This window comes from Streptomyces sp. So13.3, assembly GCF_005860785.2.
GTDB classification, from domain to species: Bacteria; Actinomycetota; Actinomycetes; order Streptomycetales; family Streptomycetaceae; genus Actinacidiphila; species Actinacidiphila fildesensis.
In genome coordinates, this window is sequence record NZ_CP048835.1 from 7,714,498 (window position 1) to 7,735,262 (window position 20,765).

The 20,765-nt window shown below is 68.3% G+C and carries 14 protein-coding genes; 12 read left to right on the forward strand and 2 right to left on the reverse strand.

Features of this window, described 5'->3' with window-relative positions; translation table 11 throughout:
• Nucleotides 1-352 precede the first annotated feature (352 nt).
• On the reverse strand, nucleotides 353-835 hold the full coding sequence (locus tag C8250_RS34545) for a glycoside hydrolase family 88 protein (RefSeq protein WP_138357521.1): 483 nt from the start codon (nucleotides 833-835) through the stop codon (nucleotides 353-355).
• Between the two features lie 1,407 nt (nucleotides 836-2,242).
• Here C8250_RS34545 and C8250_RS34550 point away from each other — a divergent pair.
• The 12 genes from C8250_RS34550 to C8250_RS44960 all read left to right on the forward strand — a co-directional run bounded on the left by C8250_RS34550 (nucleotide 2,243) and on the right by C8250_RS44960 (nucleotide 17,946).
• The gene (locus tag C8250_RS34550) at nucleotides 2,243-2,425 is read left to right on the forward strand and encodes a hypothetical protein (RefSeq protein ID WP_138357522.1); all 183 of its coding nucleotides are present in this window, start codon (nucleotides 2,243-2,245) and stop codon (nucleotides 2,423-2,425) included.
• Nucleotides 2,426-2,542: 117 nt separating this feature from the next.
• Nucleotides 2,543-4,636: a PQQ-dependent sugar dehydrogenase gene (locus tag C8250_RS34555; RefSeq protein ID WP_138357523.1), complete on the forward strand. Its 2,094-nt coding sequence runs from the start codon at nucleotides 2,543-2,545 to the stop codon at nucleotides 4,634-4,636.
• A gap of 140 nt (nucleotides 4,637-4,776) precedes the next feature.
• Entirely contained in the window at nucleotides 4,777-6,261 is a 1,485-nt protein-coding gene (locus tag C8250_RS34560; RefSeq protein WP_244809544.1) for a glycosyl hydrolase family 28 protein, read from the forward strand.
• A 377-nt stretch (nucleotides 6,262-6,638) separates the two neighbouring features.
• Complete coding sequence (locus tag C8250_RS34565) at nucleotides 6,639-9,446, forward strand: glycoside hydrolase family 2 TIM barrel-domain containing protein (RefSeq protein WP_244809546.1); 2,808 nt, start codon at nucleotides 6,639-6,641, stop codon at nucleotides 9,444-9,446.
• A 74-nt stretch (nucleotides 9,447-9,520) separates the two neighbouring features.
• Nucleotides 9,521-10,192 (forward strand): GntR family transcriptional regulator, encoded by a 672-nt coding sequence (locus C8250_RS34570; protein WP_244809548.1) that lies wholly within the window; start codon nucleotides 9,521-9,523, stop codon nucleotides 10,190-10,192.
• 7 nt (nucleotides 10,193-10,199) lie between these two features.
• The gene (locus tag C8250_RS34575) at nucleotides 10,200-11,129 is read left to right on the forward strand and encodes a dihydrodipicolinate synthase family protein (RefSeq protein ID WP_138357526.1); all 930 of its coding nucleotides are present in this window, start codon (nucleotides 10,200-10,202) and stop codon (nucleotides 11,127-11,129) included.
• Nucleotides 11,129-12,910, forward strand: coding sequence for an IlvD/Edd family dehydratase (locus tag C8250_RS34580; protein ID WP_138357527.1), 1,782 nt, complete (start codon nucleotides 11,129-11,131; stop codon nucleotides 12,908-12,910). The genes C8250_RS34575 and C8250_RS34580 overlap by 1 nt, the downstream gene beginning before the upstream one ends.
• A gap of 67 nt (nucleotides 12,911-12,977) precedes the next feature.
• Nucleotides 12,978-14,231: an extracellular solute-binding protein gene (locus C8250_RS34585; RefSeq protein WP_138357528.1), complete on the forward strand. Its 1,254-nt coding sequence runs from the start codon at nucleotides 12,978-12,980 to the stop codon at nucleotides 14,229-14,231.
• Complete coding sequence (locus tag C8250_RS34590; RefSeq protein ID WP_244809550.1) at nucleotides 14,228-15,397, forward strand: ABC transporter ATP-binding protein; 1,170 nt, start codon at nucleotides 14,228-14,230, stop codon at nucleotides 15,395-15,397. The genes C8250_RS34585 and C8250_RS34590 overlap by 4 nt, the downstream gene beginning before the upstream one ends.
• Nucleotides 15,394-16,320 (forward strand): ABC transporter permease subunit, encoded by a 927-nt coding sequence (locus C8250_RS34595; RefSeq protein ID WP_138357529.1) that lies wholly within the window; start codon nucleotides 15,394-15,396, stop codon nucleotides 16,318-16,320. Before C8250_RS34590 ends, C8250_RS34595 begins: the two co-directional genes overlap by 4 nt.
• Nucleotides 16,317-17,201 carry an ABC transporter permease subunit gene (locus C8250_RS34600; RefSeq protein ID WP_138357530.1) on the forward strand — a complete coding sequence of 295 codons (885 nt, stop codon included), beginning with the start codon at nucleotides 16,317-16,319 and terminating at the stop codon, nucleotides 17,199-17,201. The genes C8250_RS34595 and C8250_RS34600 overlap by 4 nt, the downstream gene beginning before the upstream one ends.
• Before the next feature lie 304 nt (nucleotides 17,202-17,505).
• The gene (locus C8250_RS44960; RefSeq protein ID WP_138357531.1) at nucleotides 17,506-17,946 is read left to right on the forward strand and encodes a hypothetical protein; all 441 of its coding nucleotides are present in this window, start codon (nucleotides 17,506-17,508) and stop codon (nucleotides 17,944-17,946) included.
• A gap of 322 nt (nucleotides 17,947-18,268) precedes the next feature.
• Here C8250_RS44960 and C8250_RS34610 read toward each other — a convergent pair whose 3' ends face one another.
• On the reverse strand, nucleotides 18,269-20,653 hold the full coding sequence (locus C8250_RS34610; RefSeq protein ID WP_138357532.1) for a ricin-type beta-trefoil lectin domain protein: 2,385 nt from the start codon (nucleotides 20,651-20,653) through the stop codon (nucleotides 18,269-18,271).
• Between the last annotated feature and the right edge of the window lie 112 nt (nucleotides 20,654-20,765).

Below are 20,765 nucleotides of genomic sequence, written 5' to 3' on the forward strand. Positions count from 1 at the left end.
GGTTGTGACGGCGTCGGTGGTGGGCGCCCTTCGTCCTGCCCTGGATCCGGAAGTAGTGTGGCTGCTCGATGGACGTGCCGCCGGCCCAGGCGAAGTGGAGCTCTCGACGCCGCCGGCGGCCGCCATGCGGTCCAATCCATGCACCGGCTCAGCGTGTACGCCAGGACGCTCTCCACCACGGCTCCCCGGCCTCTCGCATCTCCCGATTCGCTGCGCCACCGCCTGCGAACTCGGCGCCACGCGGGCTACCGCTGCCGGTCTGGGCCGCGGGCGCCGGCCACCGCGTCAAAATTCCCGTGCCACAACGGATGAACGACATAGTCCTTCCCCGAAGCTGAACATCCGAGGCAGTTCAGACGCCCCGCCGGCTTGCGGGCGTTGCTGGCCAAAGTCGCGACCCGGCCACCGACCTGTCCGATTCGGGGCGATCAGCGGTGCGCTGCCGGGGCAGCAGCGCCCGGCTCAGCCCTTGCGGGTTGTAGCGGTACTCCGGCCAGCGCGTGTCGCCGGGCGGCAGCAGTCCCAGCACCTTGGCGTGCGCCGCGAAGGCCCATCCGTTCCCGCGCGACCAGCAGACCTTCACACGGTTCGGCGAGTGCGCACCCGACCCGTTCGGCCGGGGATAGTTGGCGACGCGGAACCACAGCTCGTCGGTGTAGTTGTACAGTCCGCGTCCCGCCAGGTTGTGCTTGGTGTAGGAGTACATTGCCCAGAGCTTGTTCAGGTAGGCGGTGTCACGCAGGTACGACGACACCCGCACGAAGACGGGCATCGCCATGTGCAGGGCATCGACCCATGTCCAGTCGATGTTGGAGGCGTTCGCGCCGTACACCATCCTGCGCAGGGACTCGCTGATGTCGCCCCTCCATGCCGGCTATCTCCCCCAGCTCCGTGCTGCCCCCACCGCCAGGCGAGCAGGGAGTCGAGTTGGTCTTCAGCCCGATTTGATGGGCCTGTTGGAGGGGGTCGTGCTTGCCCTCATCGAGCGGGTCACCGCCGAATCTGCTGACCCCGTGTTGTTTCGCCGACGCCTCCACGCTGGAATCGGGTATCCCTCCGCTGTTTACGAGACCGGAAACTGCCTCGCGATCACCAAGTTCCAGGTTGCGCCGCCCGGTTGAGCTCCTGTGTCGCAGCTGAGCAGTTCGAGCAAGCAACTGTGGCCTCGCAGTGACCGCTCCCCGACGGTCGGTCCGCGCAGCTCCAGCTGCCTCATATATGAGACACGATCGAGCCTAGGGACTCCGGTCCGCGCCGGTCAAGGTGCCCGTCGATTCTCGTGCCTGATGGGCGTGACATGTTCATATGTTCCTTATGTCGGCCGAATCTGGAAGCGGAGGGTCGATCCGGCGAACGCCGGGGAGGTGGGTTCAAGGCATCCAGATGGATGGCTGACGGTGCGACAGGCGACCCGCGCGGCGCGACGGTTCGCTTGCGCGAGGCTCTTGACCTGCGACGGTGGCCTGGAGACTTCTGTTCGGAGTTGTTTCTTTGTCAGGAGGGTTGACCTCTGAAGAAACAAGAAAGCACACTGTGCACCATCTTCCCGGCGGAACCCGAAGCGCGTCCCCTCGCCAGCCATGTGCTGGGTCTTCTCTCCCCACGGTGAAGGACAACCTCATGCGACACGTCATGCGACTCAGGCCACCCCGGGGTCCTGGCCCGGAGCGTGCCCCCCGCTCCGGTCGCTGCCCGGACCTTCGCGGCACCACCACAGCAGACGGCAGGTCATGGTGAACGTCCGGCACAGTGTCGGCGACGCGCGACAGATGTGGAGCATTCCCGCTGCGACGTGACTGCCGTCCGGGACCCCTCGACGGGAGCGTTCCCGCACCGGTTCGCGCTTGCCTCGAGTCAACGCATTCCTGCGGGCGTAGTACACCCGGTCACCCAGTCCCGAACGATCGGGTGCCACGACAAAGGAAAGATATGATGCATCACAGGTTGGCCTCGGCGGCCGCTACGACCGCCGCCTCCGGTGCCGCGCCTTGCTCGCCGGTGTCGGCCGACGAAGCCCGAACTCCGGCAGCGCCAGGCTGCGGCGTTCGAGCCGCGGGTGCGCCGGCCGCACCGCGGGTGATACCGGCGGGTGATTCGATCGCCTCGGGCATCGGCAGCCGAGCGGGCACCGACGACCTGAACCGGAACCACCAGGTCGCAGCAGGTACCGACCGGCACTACGCGCTAATTGGCCGGTTCGAGGGGAACGCACCCGACGCGACCCTGCCGGTTCGACACCCTCATGGCGTCGGCCCATTTCACCGAGGAGTTCGACCGGCCCGCGTTCGGTGGCGAGGTCCCCGGCACCGTTTCGACCGGGCGGGCGGTGGGAATGCCCGCCTGCCCGGTCGACGTGAGCCTACTGACCCCCGCCGACCGGTTCGACCGGCCGCACCCCGACGTCAGGGGCCATCAGAACCTCTGAAGTCGCCGCCCGCATCCGGTCAGGGGATGCCGCCGACCGCGTCGACGGCCTGCCGCGCGCCGACGCATCACGTGACTTCAGCCCTCCGATTCCTCATCGATCCGCAAGGAGATTTCCGTGTCAGGTAAAGCCCTGCACAAACGGCGCTCAAGCCGATGGTCGGCGGCCGCCGTCGCCGCGCTGGCCGCGATCGCGGCTCTGGCGGCCATGCTGACGAGCAACGCGGTGACCGCTTCCGCGGCCACCGGCTCCCATGTGACCGCTGTGGCGTCCGGACGCTGCCTGGACGTGATCGGCCAGAGCACCGCGGACGGCGCGGGCATCAACATCTACGACTGCAACTCCCAGGCCAACCAGGCGTGGACCCTCACGTCGGCCGGTGAACTGCGGGTCTACGACAGCCCGAAGTGTCTGGACGTGGCCCATGCGTCCACCACCCCGGGCGCGACGCTGCAGATCTGGACGTGCAACGGCGGAGCCAACCAACAGTGGAAGGTCAACAGCAACGGGACCATCACAGGTGTGCAGTCGGGTCTGTGCCTGGATGTGGTGGGCGCGAACACCGCGAACAGCACGCTGGTGGACCTGTGGACCTGCAACGGGCAATCCAATCAGCAGTGGGGGACCGCGGCGGTCGACGGCCAGCCGCCGACCGTTCCGGGCAGCCCGCGGGTCAGTAATCTGCTGTGCGACTCGGTGACGTTCGCGTGGAACGCATCGTCCGACAACGTCGGGGTGGCGTTCTACGACGTCTACCACGACGGGCAGTTGATGAAGTCGGTCAGCGGCTCGACGCTGTCGACGTCCCTGACAGTGGTCTCCGGCGTGAAGTGGGGGCTGTACGTCAACGCCCGTGACGCCGCGGGGAACGTCTCGCAGGCCAGTTCCACGGTCTCCATCACTCCGCCGCAGTGCCAGGTCGACACCCAGTCCCCGTCCACCCCGGGCAATCTGACCGGCACGGTGTCGGGCACCACGGTGTCGCTGAGCTGGTCAGCGGCCAATGACAACGTCGGGGTGAAGTATTACGACATCTATCGCGGCAGCACCAAGGCAGGCACAGTCACCGCGAACGGGACTACCCCGCCGGCCACCGCCTTCATCGACAGCGGACTGACCGCGAACACGAGCTACTCGTACTACGTGGTGGCCCGTGACGCACAGGCCAACAGCTCCGGCCACAGCAACACCATTTCCGTCAGGACCGGTTCCGCCTGCGGAAGTTCGGTGTGCACGGTGACCCAGATCGCCACCGACACCGACATCCCCTGGGGCCTGGTCACCCTCCCGGACGGGACGATCCTGTACAACCGGCGCGACGCGCACGACATCGTTCACCTCAACCCCGCCACCGGCGCGAAGACCACGTTCGGCACCGTGCCGAACGTGGACAACACCGACGGCGAGGGGGGCCTGACCGGCCTGGCGATCTCCTCCAACTACGCCAGCGACCACTGGCTGTACATCATGCACACCTCGCCGTCCGACAACCGGATCGTGCGGATCAAGCTGGAGAACGACAAGCTCACACTCAGCAGCGAGCAGGTTCTGGTCTCCGGCATCCTGCGGAACAAGTTCCATGACGGCGGACGGCTGCGCTTCGGGCCCGACGGCAAGCTCTACGCCTCCACCGGCGACGCCCAGAACGGCGACAACGCCCAGAACAAGAACGGCCTCAACGGAAAGATCCTGCGGTTGAACCCCGATGGATCGGTGCCCTCGGACAACCCGTTCGGGAACTACGTCTGGTCCTACGGCCACCGCAACCCGCAGGGCCTGGCCTTCGACTCCCAGGGCCGCCTGTGGGAACAGGAATTCGGCAACGCCATCATGGACGAGACCAACCTGATCACCAAGGGCGGCAACTACGGCTGGCCGGCCTGCGAGGGCACCAGCGGCAGCTGCGGGACCGCCGGGTACATCGCTCCGAAGCGCACCTACCCGACGGCTGACGGCTCCTGCTCCGGCATCGCGATCGTGCGCGACGTCCTGTACGTGGCCTGCGAACGCGGCACCCGGATGTACCGCGAGGTGATCAGTGGCGACGCGCTGACCAACGTGCAGACGTACTTCAACGGCACCTACGGACGGCTGCGCACCGTCGAACCCGCACCCGACGGCGGCCTGTGGCTCACCACCAGCAACAACGGCGATAAGGACAGTACCCCCAACAACAGCAACGAGAAGATCTTCCACGTCACCCTCGGCTGATGAGAGGCGCCCGGCCCGGGGTCTTTGCCGACCCCGGGCCGGGGGCCTCCCGGCCCACGGCCGACGGCCCCAGAACCGTTGACAGACCATCGAGGAGTCGAGGAGACATGAAACGAACCGGCACTTTAGTGGGTGTCGTCGTGGCGGTGCTGATCGGCCTGTTCTGGTCGACCGCCGCGCATGCCGGCAGTCCGCTGCCACGGGCGGCTGCCACGGCCGCGGCAGTCTTCAACGTCAAGAACTACGGGGCGCTGGGTGACGGCCACGTCAACGACAGCCCCGCGATCACCAAGGCGATCAACGCGGCCAACGCGGCGGGCGGTGGGACGGTGGAGTTCCCGGCCGGGAATTACAAGTCCAAGAACACCGTCCACCTCAAGAGCAACGTGACGATCCAGCTGGACGCGGGCTCCACCATTCTGGGATCGGTCGCCGACACCTACGACGCCGCCGAGCCCAACCCCTACTCCGCCTACCAGGATTACGGACACAGCCACTTCCACGACGCCATGTTCTACGGCGACAACCTGACCAACATCGGCTTCACCGGCTCCGGTGCCATCGACGGGATGGGCTTCCTCGTCACCGCCACCAGGGATCCGGGCCCCGGCGAGGCAGACAAGATCATCTCGTTGACCCGGTGCCACAACCTCACCCTGAGCGGGATCACCATCCGGCACGGCGGCCACTTCGCCGCGCTGATCAACGGTTGCGACCGCGTCGTCTCCGATCACCTCACCATCGACACGGTGAGCGACCAGGACGGCTGGAACATCATCAGCAGCACCAATGTCACGGTCACCAACGCCAACATCTCCGCCAACGACGACGCCCTCGCCTTCAAGAGCGACTACGCGCTCGGTGCCAAGCTGCCCAACGGCCACGTCTCCGTCACCAACTCGACGCTGACCGCCCGGTGCTGCAACGCGCTGATGTTCGGCTCCGAGACCTGCGGCGACTTCACCGACTACCAGTTCCAGGGCATCAGGATCAACGGCGCCAACAAGTCCGGCCTCGGCATGGTCTCGATGGACGGCGGGAACATCTCCGACGTCCACTACCGCGACATCACGATGACCAACGTGCACTCGCCGGTCTTCCAGAAGATCGCCACCAGGAAACGCTGCGGCAACAACCCCGGCGTCGGCCACATCGGCGGCATCACGTACGACAACATCACCGTCCCCGGCGGCAGCCCCAGCGTCACCCCGACGCTGTGGGGCGAGTCCGGCAGCAACCACATCAGCAATGTGACGTTCACCAACGTCAACATCACCGTCCCCGGCGGCAGCCAGGAGATCAACACCGGGCTGCCGAGCAACAACGCGAACAACTACGACCCCACGAGCATCGGCACCCGCCCGTCCTTCGGCTGGTACCTGCACAACGCCGACAACATCCGGTTCGTCAACTCCTCGGTGAAGTTCGCCGCCAACGACAACCGCCCCGCGGTCATCGCCAACGGCGGCGGACCTGTCGCGTTCGACCACTTCACCGCGCAGCGCGGCAGCGGCAGCGCGTACGACCTCGGATTCCAGTCGGTCACCGGCTACTGCGTGACCAGCAGCACCACCACCGGCGGCGGGCTGCGCGTCAACACCACCAACTCCACCCAGAAGTGCTGAGCGCCGGTCCCCGGCGCATCTCCCCGAACGGCGACGGCGGCCTCGGGGACTGGCGGGCGCTGGCCGAGGCAGTGGGTACGAGATGGCCCGGACCACCGGCCGGACTGCGACCGCGCGCGACATGGGCCACCTGCCCATCTGCGAGAGCCTGGCATGGGTCGCCACCCGGCCGGGACTGCGCTGTCTGTACACCCACCTGAACAACACCAACCCCGTGCTGGACCCGCACTCCGCCGAGTACCGGGCTGTCCGCGCCGCAGGAGTGGAGGCGGCGGCGGACGGCCGGCTGCTGGAGCTGGGACGCGGCGACGGTCCGGGGGCGCCTCGTCCGACGACCCCGCTCGCCGTTCGACACCCCCTTCCTCTGGAGGACTCCGATGAATGTGCACCGACGCAGGTTCTTGACCCTCGGCGCGACGCTGGGGTTGTCCGCCGTCGCGGGAGCGCGGGCCGCCCTACCGGCGTCGGCGAGCATCGCCGACGGCGCCGCGACGCAGACGATGTACCTGACCGGCACGGACACCGACAGCACCGTCCCGTGGGACTTCCTGTGCACGGCCGGACGCCGCAGCGGGGCGTGGGGTACCCTGCCGACGCCGTCGCAGTGGGAGTTCTCGGGCTACGGGACGTACAACTACGGCGGGGCGCTCACGCCGGGGGAGAGCGGGAAGTACCGCCACAGCTTCACGCCGCCCGCCTCGTGGGCCGGCCGGCAGGTCTTCCTGGTCTTCGAGGGCGCGATGACCGACACCACGGTCACGCTGAACGGGAAGTCAGCCGGCTCCAAGCACCAGGGGGCCTTCTACCGGTTCCGCTACGACGTCACCGCGCTGATCCTCCCGGGCAAGAGCAACCTGCTCGAGGTCACCGTCGACAAGGACTCCTCGAACACCTCGGTCAACCAGGCCGAGCGGCAAGGCGACTACTGGAACTTCGGCGGCATCTTCAGGCCGGTGTACCTGCAGGCGTTCCCCGCCGCGCGCGTCGACCGGGTCGCGATCAAGGCGGAGTCGAACGGGGCGTTCGCCGTCGATGCCTACCTGGGCGGAAACGTGGCCAGCGGCCGGGTGGCCGTCCAGATCAAGACGCTCGACGGCACGAACGTCGGCGGCAGCTTCTCGACCGCGGTGTCGGCCGGCACCTCGCGCGTGACCGTCTCCACGAGCGTCTCGAACCCGAAGCAGTGGACGGCCGAGACCCCGAACCTCTACCAGGCGGAGGTGGTGCTGACCAACTCATCGGGCGCTCAGGTGCACGGGCTCACCGAGCGGTTCGGCTTCCGGACGGTACAGGTACGCGCCGGCGACGGCCTCTACGTCAACGGGACGAAGGTCGTCCTCAAGGGCGTGACCCGCCACACGTTCTACCCGACCCTCGGCCGCGCCTCCAGCCCGCGCCTGGCGCGCGAGGACATCGCGCTGATGAAGGCGATGAACGTCAACGCGGTGCGGATGTCGCACTACCCGCCGGACACCTACTTCCTCGACCTGTGCGACGAGTTGGGGCTCTACGTCCTGGACGAGCTCGGCGGGTGGCAGCACAGCTACGACACCGCGGCGGGCACCCCGCTGGTGCAGGCGATGGTCACCCGGGACGTCAACCACCCCTCGATCCTGTTCTGGGACAACGGCAACGAGGGCGGTTGGAACACCGCTCTCGACGGCCTCTTCGGCTCCTGGGACCCGCAGAAGCGGACGGTGCTCCACCCCTGGTCGAATTTCGGCAACATCGACACCAACCACTACCCGACGTACTCCGCGGTCCAGTCCAAACTGGCGGGCTCGACGGTCTTCATGCCCACCGAGCTCCTGCACGGCCTCTACGACGGCGGGGCCGGTGCCGGACTCGACGACTACTGGAAGCTGATGGCCACCGCCCCGCACTCGGCCGGCGGATTCATCTGGTCGCTCATCGACGAGAGCATCCGCCGCGACGACGGCGGCGGCGCGATCGACACCAACGGCAACCGGGGGCCGGACGGCATCGTCGGCCCATTCCGGGAGAAGGAGGGCAGCTTCTACACGATCAAGGACATCTGGTCACCGGTCCAGCTGAGCAGCCCCTCGTACTACGAGTCCTCCTTCCCCAGCAGCTTCGATGCCACCGTCGGACTGACGAACCGATACGCGTTCACCAACCTCTCGTCTTGCAGGTTCAGTTGGCAGCTGATCAACTACGCCACGCCGGGCGGCGCCGGTCACACGGTGAAGGCGCAGGGGTCGAGTGCCAGCCCGAACATCGCGCCCGGCGGCAGCGGGAAACTCATCCTCGGGCTCCCCGGGAACTGGGCGGACTCCGACGCGCTGCGGGTGAGCGTCGCGGACGCGTCGGGGGCGGAGATCACCGCCTGGGTCTGGACCATCAAGAAGGCCGCCGACCACATGCGCCGGATCGTCGTGGCGGTTCCGGGCGCCCCGTCGGTGACCGCGTCCCAGAGCACCGACACGGTCACGATGAACGCCGGCACCACCAGCGTGCGCATCGCCCGCGCCAGCGGCCGGCTGACCTCGATCAGCAGGAACGGAACCGCGGTGTCGCTGGCGAACGGACCCGCTCCGGCGGCCGGCTCCTCGACGCTGACCGGCCTGACCCACGCGCAGGACGGTGCCGCCCACACCGTCACCGCGACCTACTCGGGGAACCTGCAGACGGTGCGGTGGCGCCTGGACAGCAACGGGTGGCTCCGCCTGGACTACACCTACAACCTCACCGGCAGCCACGATTATCTCGGCGTGAACTTCGACTACCCGGAGTCGAAGGTCACCGGCGTCACCTGGCTGGGCCGCGGACCCTACCGCGTCTGGAAGAACCGGCTGCGCGGGGTGACCACCGACGTGTGGACCAAGGCGTACAACAACACCGCCACGGGGAAGACCGGTTTCACGTACCCGGAGTTCAAGGGCTACCACGCCAACCTGTACTGGGGTTCGCTCCACACCACGGAAGGGACGATCACCATCGTGTCCGCCCAGGAGAACGTCTTTCTGCGGCTGTTCACGCCGAGCCAGCCGTCTGACTCCGGCAACGCCGCCGCCCCCTTCCCCGGCGGGAACCTCTCCCTCCTGGACGGGATCCCGGCGATCGGCAACAAGTTCCACGCCGCGAACGCCGTCGGCCCCGCCGGCCAACCCAACACGGCCAACGGAACCTACGCACGCACCGTCTACTTCCACTTCGCCAGCTGACCGGCGCCGTCCCCTCGGCGCAGCCCACAGCTGCCGTCCGCACGTCCGTCATGAGATCCCCTTGGAGCCTGCTTGTGTCCGATGCGCTCGCCCCTTACGGCCAACTCCGCCCCGGCTCGCTGCCCTCGCGTACCGAAGCGGTGCTGGACGCGGTCAAACACGGAATCCTGGTTGGTGAGTTGAAGCCGGGGCAACCGCTGGTGGAGACCGAACTCGCCGCCCTGCTGGGGGTGTCGAAGACGCCGGTGCGCGAGGCGTTGAAGACGCTGGCGGGCACCGGTCTGGTGATCATGAGTCCCTACCGGGGGGCCTGGGTGCGCGAGGTCGACGAGGCCCTCGCCCGCAGCGTATACGACATGAGGCTGCTGCTGGAGCCGGTCGCCGCGGCGCGGACCGTGGCGACCCCCCGCCGCTCCTGGGACGCGGCGGAGGCCGCCCTCGACCGTGCGGACCGGGCCGTGGACACCGCCGAACGATCGCTGGCGAACCGGGACTTCCACCGGACGCTGTACGCGGACTGCGGAAACCCGCTGCTCGTCGGTTCGTTGGACGGGCTGCGCGACCAGACGGCTCTGGTGTCCAGTGCCGCCTGGGCCGTCCATCCGTCCTGGGAGATGGAGGCGCGGGAGCACCGGGAGATTCTTCGCGCCGCACAGAGCGGCAGGCCCGACCTGGTGGGCGACCTGCTCCGTGGCCACATAGGCGCCTTCATGGCGCGCAACTTCCCCGAGAAGTCGACGGATTAGGAGCGTCATGACCTTGGGCACCTCACACTTCGACGGCCTGCGCGCCCGGCTGGCTACGGTGATCGCGATTCCGGTGACACCCTTCTCCCCCGACGGAGCGGTGGACTGGGACAGCCACGCGGCGCTGATCGGCCGGCTGATCGACCATGGCGTGCACGTGGTCACGCCCAACGGCAACACCAGCGAGTTCTACACCCTCAGCACGGCGGAGGCACGGCGGGCGGTAGAGTCCACCGTCGCGGCGGCCGGAGGACGGGCGGACGTGATGGCCGGTGTCGGCCTGGACACCGCGGGAGCGGTCGCGTCGGCACTGCACGCCGGCGGCGTGGGGGCAAGTTCGATCATGGTGCACCAGCCCGTTCACCCCTACCGCTCGGCGGAGGGGTGGATCGACTACCACCGGGCGATCGCGGAGGCGGTGCCCGACCTCGGCGTCGTCCTCTACATCCGCGACGAGCGCGTCAGCGGCGAGCAGATCCGAAGGCTCGCCGACTACTGCGCGAACGTCGTCGGGGTGAAGTACGCCGTTCCCGACCCGGTGCGCTTCGCGTGCGTGGCACGTGACGCGGGGCTGCGGCGGTTCGCGTGGATCGTCGGGATGGCCGAGTTGCACGCCCCCGGCTACTGGGCGACCGGCGCGGTCGGCTTCACTTCCGGCCTGGTCAACGTGGTTCCCAGGCTGTCGTTCGCGCTGTTGCGGGCCCTGGAGGACGGGGACTACCCGGGCGCCATGCGGGTGTGGGAGTCGGTGCGGTCCTTCGAGGAGCTGCGGGCCGCCGACGCGTCCGCCGACAACGTCAGTGTGGTCAAGGAGGCGCTCACCCAGCTCGGCCTGAGCCGAAGGACGGTACGGCCGCCGTCGCGGACCCTGCCGACGGCCGTCCGGAATGACATCGACGCACTGATCACGCGGTGGCGGACGGAGGGCTGGCTGTGATGGCGCACCACGACGGGGGAGCCCATGCCGGGGACGGGAACAGGCGGGTGAAGCCGCTGCGCAGCGCGGCCTGGTTCGGCAGTACCCACGACGCCACCGGCGGTGGCCTGCGGGCCTTCAGTCACCGCTCACGCATGCGGCAGCTCGGCTACCTCCCGGAGGAGCACCTGGGCAAGCCGGTCATCGCGATCCTCAACACCTGGTCCGACATCAATCCCTGCCACATGCACCTGCGGGAACGGGCGGAGCAGGTCAAACGCGGGGTGTGGCAGGCCGGCGGATTCCCGCTGGAGTTTCCCGTCGCGACCCTCTCGGAGACCTTCCAGAAGCCCACGCCCATGCTGTACCGCAACCTGCTGTCGATGGAGACGGAGGAACTGCTGCGTTCGTACCCCGTGGACGGGGCCGTGCTGATGGGCGGCTGCGACAAGACCGTGCCCGCGCTGCTCATGGGAGCGGCGAGCGCCGGCCTGCCCGCCCTGCTCGTCCCGTCAGGTCCCATGCTGCGCGGCCATTACCGCGGGCAGACTTTGGGAAGTGGCACCGACCTGTGGGCGTACTGGGACGAGTACCGGGCAGGACGGATCGGCGAGTGCGAGATGTCGCAGGTGGAGTGCGGCCTCGCGCGGTCGCCGGGCCACTGCATGACTATGGGCACGGCATCCACGATGACCGCTGCCGCCGAGGCCATGGGCATGGCCCTGCCCGGCTCCTCGGCCGTTCCGGCGGTGGACTCCGCCCATCACCGGATGGCCGCGGCAGCCGGACGGCGCGTCGTCGGCTTGGTGAAGGAGGACGTCACTCCGGCGTCCGTCATGACCCGGGAGGCGTTCGAGGACGCCGCCGCGACCATACTGGCCCTCGGCGGCTCCACCAATGCGCTGATCCACCTCATCGCCATGGCCGGACGGCTCGAGGTCCCGTTGTCCTTGGAGGACTTCGACGCCATCGGCCGCCGCGTCCCGGTCCTCGCTGACGTCCGCCCGGTGGGCGCCTATCTGATGGAGGACTTCTACTACGCCGGCGGACTACCGGCACTGCTGCGGCAGCTGAACGAGATCCCGGGGGCGTTGCACCCGGACCGCTCCACTGTGGCCGGCCATTCCTTCGCGGCGTACTTCGCCGACGCCGAGATCCACGGACCCGCCATCCGCAGACATGACGAACCCCTCCACGACGAAGGCGGCGTAGCCGTCCTGCACGGCAATCTCGCGCCGGGCGGCGCGGTGATCAAACACCTGGCCGCCGCGCCCGAGTTGCTGTGCCACACCGGCCCCGCCGTCGTCTTCGACTCCTACGCCCAGCTCAGGGAGGGCATCGACGATCCCGCCTTCGACATCACCCGGGAAACTGTCCTGGTGCTGCGCGGCGCGGGACCGCTCGGCGGGCCCGGCATGCCGGAGTACGGAATGCTGCCCATCCCCGCGTACCTGCTGGAGAAGGGGGTCACCGACCTGGTGCGGATCTCCGACGCCAGGATGAGCGGCACCAGTTACGGAACCTGCGTCCTGCACATCGCCCCCGAGTCCCACGCGGGCGGCCCGCTGGCGCTGGTACGCACCGGGGACATGATCACCCTCGACGTCGGGCGCCGCCTCCTGCAACTGGACATCGACCCGGTCGAGCTGGAGGAACGGCGTCGCGCCTGGCGGCCGCCGGAGCTCCAGGCCACCCGCGGCTACGGCGCCCTCTTCAACGAGCACGTCACCCAGGCGGACGAGGGGTGCGACTTCGACTTCCTCGCCTCACCCGGCCGCAACCCGGCACCCGACCCGCGCTGAGGCGACACACCACCTGCCCACCGCACAGCCGATTTGGCCACCGCACCAACGAAAGGTTCGATGCGTCATGTCTGAACTCCCCGGAAGATCCGTCCCAACCCCCCGCGGTCTCCCGCGCCGCCGGGTGTTGTCGACCCTGGCCGTCGCCGGGGCCGCCGCACCGGTCCTCGCGGCTTGTTCCTCCCCGAGCAGCCCCAGCAGCAGCAAGGACCCCGCACCCACGTCACTGGGCACCACGCCGAGCAAGCCGGTCACCCTCAACATTCTCGACGTGGCCGGGAACCTGGCCCTGACCAAGCCGATGATCGAGGCATTCAAGTCCGCGCATCCCGACGTCGTCTCCCGCGTCACCTACAGCACCGGCACCGCACCGCAGCTCTCGTCGAAGGTGCAGGCGCAGCAGCAGGCGGGCAACGCGCAGATCCACCTGGTCCTCACCGGCACCGACGGGCTGGCCGCGGGCATCCAGAAGGGCCTGTGGTACAACGTCAAGCCATACTACGACGCGTTCTTCCCCGGGTTGATGGCCAACTACCAGCCGGCCGCGGCCTCCATGACGACACTGGCGCAGGACCAGGGCATCGAACTGGTCTGGTACCCGTCGGGGCCGCTGCTGGAATACGACCCGGGCAAGGTCACCAGCCCCCCGGAGACCCCGGACGCGCTGTTGGACTGGGCGAAGGCCAACCCGGGGAAGTTCCAGCACGCGCGCCCGGCCAACTCCGGCCCCGGCCGGACGTTCCTGATGGGTCTGCCCTACCTGCTCGGTGACTCCGACCCCACGGACCCGACGAACGGGTGGTCGAGGACGTGGGCGTATCTGACGGAGCTGAACAAGCACATCGAGTCCTACCCGTCCGGGACGACCGACACGATGAAGAACCTCGCGGCGGGCACGGTCCACATGATCGCGTCCACGACCGGCTGGTACATCAACCCGCGCGTGCTGGGCACGGTGCCGCCGCGGATGAAGGTGGCCAAGTTCCAGACCTTCACCTGGGTGTGCGACGCCCAGTACGGGGTAGTGCCCAAGGGCGTTTCGTCCGACACGCTGACCGCGGTCCTGCGGCTGCTGGCGTGGATGCTCACCCCGGAGCAGCAGGCGTTCGCCTATGACCAGGGCTACTTCTACCCCGGTCCCGCGGTCAAGGACGTGCCGCTGAGCAAGGCACCCGCGGCGTCGCAGAAGGTCATCGCCCAGTTCGGCGAGCCGCAGTTCGACAGCTGGATCCAGCAGTACCCGATCAAGAACTCCCTGCCGGCCACGACCCAGGTCACCGCGTTCGACCTGTGGGACCGCAGGATCGGATCGACGAAGTGAGTGCTGTGACCCCGACGAACCCCATCACCCCCGCCGGCGACCGACCGATGGAGGCGCGGTCCGCTGACGACCGGGCCGGCTCGCAACTGGGCGAGCTGCGCCTGCACGGCGTCACCCGCGACTACGGCACGCACACCGCGCTGCACCCGCTGGACCTGACCGTGCACGGCGGCGAGTTCGTCGCCCTGCTCGGCCCGTCCGGGTGCGGGAAGACCACCGCGCTGAACTGCCTGGCCGGCCTGCTGCCGCTGACGGGTGGTGAGATCAGTCTGGACGGACGCCGGATGGACACCCTGCCGCCGGAAAAGCGCGGCTTCGGCATGGTCTTCCAGAACTACGCGCTCTTCCCGCATCTGACCGTCCGGGCCAACATCGCCTTCGGCCTGAAGATGAGGAAGACGCCCAAGGCGGAGATCGACCGACGCGTCGAAGCCGTCCTGTCCCTGGTCAGGCTCGACGAACAGGCACGCAAGCACCCCGGCCAGCTCTCCGGCGGCCAGCAGCAGCGGGTCGCGATAGCCCGCGCCATCGTCCTGCAGCCGCCCCTGGTGCTGATGGACGAGCCCCTGTCCAACCTGGACGCGGCCCTGCGTCTTGAGATGCGCAGCGAGATCCGGCGCATCCACCAGGAGTTCGGCCTGACCACGCTGTACGTGACACACGACCAGGAGGAGGCGCTGTCGCTCGCTGACCGCCTGGTGGTGCTGCACGAGGGCAGGGTCAGCCAGATGGGCACCCCCGCCGATCTGTACGAGCACCCCGCCAACTCGCACGTCGCGGCCTTCATGGGCTACCGCAACCTGCTGCACCTGGAGGTCGCGTCCGCCGACTCCCGTGGGCTGCTGGCCCGGGGGCGCGGGCTCGAACTGCGCGGCACGCCGGTCGGCGACCGTACGCCGGCCGCCGGCGAGCAGGTCGTAGTCGCCATCCGTCCCGAGGACATCCACCTCGCCCAGGACGGCGCCGACGTCGAAGCCGTGGCCGAGATCGTCGAGTACCACGGGCGGCTCTTCCACATCGAAGCCATCACGGCTGCGGGCGACCGCGTGCACTTCAAGTCCGCCACCCACGTGCACCCGGGCGACGCCGTGGGCCTGATCGTCCCCGCCGAGCGGGCGCTGGTATTCGCACGCGATCCCGAGGACGGGCGGGAGGCCACCGGATGAGCGCCGCTGGCCGTCCCCCCGAGTCCCGGTCCGCCCCGCCCGCGCCCGGGCGCACCGCGCTGCGGCACCGGCTGGCAGAACGCGGTGTCGACCGCACCCTGCTGCTGCTCGTCCCCGGCCTGCTCGCGGTGATCGCGCTGTTCGCGTACCCGTTCCTGTACGGGCTGCAGCTCTCCTTCCAGCCCGAACACGGCGGTGTCTTCGGCTCCTACCGCGACTTCTTCACCAACTCCTTCGCCGTCGGCTCCATCGCCATCACCTTCAAACTCGCCGTACCCGCCGCACTCATCAACGTCGGGGCGGCCGTCCCCATCTCCTACCGGATGCGGCAGGACTTCCGCGGCAAGCGGCTGCTGCTCGCGCTGCTCGTCGTGCCCATCACACTGGGCACGGTCCTGACCGCCGAGGGCATACTGGAGTTCTTCGGCCCGGTCGGCTGGTTCAACCAGACCCTGCAGTGGCTCGGCCTGACCGACTCGCCCGTCCGGCTCACCCACAACTACTCGGGTGTCCTGCTCTCGCTGATCATCAGCGGCTTCCCCTTCGCCTTCCTCCTCACCCACTCCTACCTCTCCGGGATCAACCCGGCCCTGGAGCGCGCCGCCGCCACCCTCGGCGCCACCTGGTGGCAGCGCTTCCGGTACGTCACCTTCCCGCTGCTCCTCCCCGGGCTCATGACGACGTTCGTGCTGACCTTCGTGCTGGCCTTCGCGGTCTTCCCCTCCGCGATGATGGTCGGCGACCCCGACGGCAAGACCCACGTCATCTCCATCGAGGCCTACGAAACCGCCCTGGAGCGCTTCAACTACTCCGGAGGCTCCGCCATCGCCATGGTCATGACCGCCCTGATGCTCGCCGTCATCGGCCTCACCATGGCACTGCGCTCGCGGCTCTACCGCGGCTCCACAGGAGGCAAGGGATGACCGTCCCCATGATGTCCACAGCTCCCGTGAAGTCATCGCCCCGCCCTGCCCCGGTGCGCCGCCGGAGCATCACGCTGCGCCCGGGCGCCTGGGTGGTCTGGGCGGCTCTCGCCGCGTTCTTCCTCGCCGTGCTCGGCGTCATCGGCGCGGTGGTCCTCAACTCCTTCGGCCGGACCTGGTTCTCCGGCTGGGGGCCGCAGGGCTACACCACCTCCTGGTACAGCAAGGCCTGGAGCGAGTTCGATCTCGGCCAGGTCATGTGGGTCACCGTCGAGGTGTCCTTCCTGGTGGTCGCCCTGTCCCTGCTGGTCGGCGTCCCGGCCTCGTACGCCCTCGCCCGCCGCGACTTCCCCGGCAAGAAGTTCGTCAACACGCTGTTCGTGCTGCCGATCCTGGTGCCACCGATCGCCTACGGCATCCCGCTGGCCACCGTGCTGTACAAGTTCCACCTGGCCGGGTCGCTCACCGGCGTCGTTCTCGCCAACCTGGTCCCGTCCATCCCCTTCGTCATCTTCACCATGACGCCCTTCATCGAGCAGATCGACCCCCGTCTCGAAGCCGCGGCGCGGATGTGCGGCGCCTCGACCAGGTCGGTCCTCGTCCGCATTCTCGGGCCGCTGCTGCTGCCCGGGATGCTCGCTGCGGGCATCCTCGTGCTGGTCCGCACGTTCGGCATGTTCGAACTCACCTTCCTGACGTCGGGGCCCGACAGCGAAACCCTCATTGTCGCTCTCTTCTCCGCCGTCTTCTCCGCGGGTATCCGCAGCCCCCAGTCCATCGACGCCATGGCCGTCATCTACACCACGTCCATGGCGGTGCTCCTCCTGATCGCCCTGCGGTTCGTGAACCCGACCCAACTGGTCGCACGCGATGCGAGCTGACCCCCGACCCGTGCCAAGCTTCTCCGAACTTCGATATGTCTCATGAGACACAGCTCGGTGCGGCTTGGACGGTCCATCCAGCCTGCCTGGGCAGCAATGGAGTCAACACCGGGAACGCCCGCCGCGCCGCCGTTCAGTCCTGGCTCGCTCGGTGCGTCGAGCGCGGCCACGACGCCCCCGCCGCGCCCCCTGGACCAAGCATTTCACCCCGCTCGACTCCGACACCCCCGCCCACTCCCGCACCGCCATCGACCGGCTCATCGGCCGCCGCGGCATCCACGTGCGGGAGAGGACACTGTGGCGGATGCTGTACGAGACCTGCGCGCGGGCGGAGGAAACCCTCCCCCTCGACATCGAAGACTTGACCTTGCCGTTCGTTGTGGCCAGGTCAAGGCCAAAGGGGGCGATCCCCATCACGCGCCGCGGCGGCGCCGCCCGCGACCAGTACGTGCTGCAGACCGTCTATTGGGATGCTGGCACCGCCCGCCTCCTGCCCCGCCTGCTCACAGGCCGTACCCACGGCCCGGTCTTCACCACCCGCGGCGAGCCTGCCCCCGGCAAGCCCGGCCCCGGCAAGGTCTGCGACGCCCGCGGCGTCTGCCTCGTTGCGCGGTTCAACCACTACAAGCCCGCAGCAATCTTCCTTCGCGAGCAGGCCGACCTCGGCCCGGACATCGACTCCGCGACGATCGCTCGGGCCGACCGACTATTCACCCGGCTCAACTCCCGTCACCCCAAGCGCTGAGCCGAGGTTCTGACGTCGCTCTGACCGATGTTGGGGAATGCGTCCCGCGCCACACCGACGCCTCCGTCCCGACCGCAGCGGTCGGGGCGGAGGCGTCGGTCCATCGTGCTCGGGGTGCACGGCAGGCCGGTAGCGGCGTCACCGCCACTGCCGGCCTGCCGTGCGGTACCTCATATATGAGTCCTCTCCGACCTGGGGAGAGGATTTCGGTGGATGGCGGTCCGGGCGGGCGTCTGTCTGACGAAGCACCTGCCTGGACCGGGTCGACCGGTCGCGTGGGTGTGTGCCGTTGGAGGGCGAGCTCGTCACATGTCCACGGACGTCATGAGGCCGCGGGGATGTTCCACTTCTGGTTGGTGCCGCCGTTGCAGTCCCAGATGGCGAGTTTGGTGCCGTTGGCGGTGTTGCCGCCGGGGATGTCGAGGCAGCGCCCGGAGGCGGGGTTGACCAGAGTGCCGTTGCTGACGTTCCACTGCTGGTTGCCCTGCCCGTTGCAGGTCCACAGGTTCACCAGGGTGCCGTTGACGGTCGCGTTGCCGACGATGTCCAGGCACAGGCCGTTGTTCGTGACGGCGCCGTTGCCGACGGTCCATTGCTGGGCGCCGGAGCCGTTGCAGTCCCAGATGTCGACCACGGCGCCAGGAGCGGTCGAGCCGGTGTAGTCGTCCAGGCACTTGCCGGCGTTCAGGGCCGAGGTGACCGGTCCGGTGCCCGTTCCGCCTCCGGTGCCGGAGCCCGGGGTGATGGAGAGGCTGTCGAACTGGTCGGTGCGGTAGCCCTGGATGCCGAGTCCGGCTTGTCCGGACTGGAAGGAGGAGTCGTTCACCGATCCGATCTGCTTGCCGTCGACCTTGGCGGTGATCTGGCTGCCCTGGAAGGCGAAGGACAGGTTGTGCCAGGTCCCGGTGCCCAGTGCGGTGGTGGTGCCGGTGGCCAGAGTGTGGTTCGAGCCGTCCGTGTACATCTTCTCGATCCACCACTGCCCGTTGTCACGGATGCGCAGGTAGTACGCGTTCATGTGCGATTGTGGGCGCAGCTGGGTGTTGGCCCGGCCGAGCAGTTCCGTGGTGCCGGCGCCGCGCAGCAGCACGTCGGCGCTGACGGTGTAGTTCGACCAGGCGGTGTCACCAACGAGCGTGTACGCGTCGGAGTCGCTCTGCCACTCGATCGGCTTGACGGGCGCCATCTGCTGCACGCACTTGCCGGAGCGGCCGGTGCAGGGCTGGACCTCGAAGGAGCCCTGCATGTCGGACATGTACCGGGCCTGGGTGCCGGTGGCGTAGCCGTCGAAGTTGTCGTTGTGGGGGAGGGCGAGGGAGTGGACGGCGGGCGCGGTCGCGGTGCCCTTGCCCGCGGTGTTCAGGGTGCTGACGGTGTAGGCGTAGCCGGGCTGCATCGTCAGGGAGTACGAGCCGTTGTTCGGCGTGATGTCCTGCGTGTGGCCGAAGGACGTCGCGTCGCTGCTCGCGTTGAGCTTGGTGGCCCACACGTGCACCGTGCCGGTGGACAGTCCGCCCTGGACGTGTACGTTGACGGTCTGCGACGAGCCGGAGGTGGTGGTCTCCAGGACGGTGGAGTAGTCGGAGGACGTGTTCGACTTGAGGGTGATGTAGCTGCCGTTGCTCTCGGAGCCGCCGAGGTAGCCGGAGGCGGAGTCGATGAACTTCCAGCCGGGTTTGGTGAACTGGGTGACCTGCGCGGTCGCCCAGGTGCTGGCGCCGATGGTGTAGTTGCCCGACCAGGGGGAGCCGGCGGTGGCGAGGCCGACGGTGGAGTAGGGCAGGTTGGGGGTGATCGCGGCGATCAGTGGCCAGTTGTAGTAGCTGGTCAGGCGGGCGTCGGTGTAGCCGCGGGTGATCTGGCGGATCAGGGCGGGGGCGCCGGTGTTCATATCGTTGGAGCCGCCCTCGGAGTTCCACAGCGGCTTGCCGCTGTTGCGGGCGGTGTTGGTGGTCGAGCAGGTCTGGCCGATGTTGTCGTTGCCGTATCCGCAGGTGTAGTGCGTTCCGATGATGGACACGGCGTTGCTGAACGCCTGGTTCTTCGCCATATCGTCGGCGACGTCCCAGCCGTTGTCGTTGGCGACGATCTGCACGCTGCCGTAGCCGGCGCTGTTCAGGGTGGAGCGCAGCTGGATATACCAGTTGGCGTCGTGGCCGCGTTCGTTCCAGCCGCCGAGGTACTTGATGCTCAGGCCGTGCTGCTTGGCGCAGCCCAGCCAGGACACGACGTAGTTGATGGTGTCGGTGGACCAGAAGCCGCCGTTGATCCAGCCGGGTGCGGTCCAGGCCAGGCCGTAGAGGGCGATGTCGGGGTTGCGGGCCTTGGCCTGCTCGGCCAGCCAGAACTCGTAACCTGCGTTGCAGTTGATGGTGCCGCGGGAGTGCTCGATGGAGGGTTCCGAGCCGTCGGTGGAGTTGGCGTCACCGCCGATCTCGATCTTCAGCGACTGCAGGGCTGCCCCGTAACCGGGCTTGAACATGTAGTCCAGAATCTGCGACTGCTGGGCCGCGGGGTAGTCGGTCAGCAGACGGGAGTTCCCACCGCCACCGCTGATCGCACCGATCCCGTCGAACGTCCGGCCGCTCTGCGAACCGTCCACCGCGATGGACGTGGTCGCCGCCTGCGCCGGCGTGCTGGTCACCGACAACACGGCGGCGAGCAGCGCCAAGGCCCATAACGGGGCAAATCTTTTGATTATTGGCATGAAGCCATCCTTCGACATGGGGGCGGAAGGAAGCGCGGCAAGCCCGAACGGAGCGCCGCGTACCGCCAGGAGGATGGTTCACATTGTGCTGTCGTGTTTCTTTTTAGGTCAA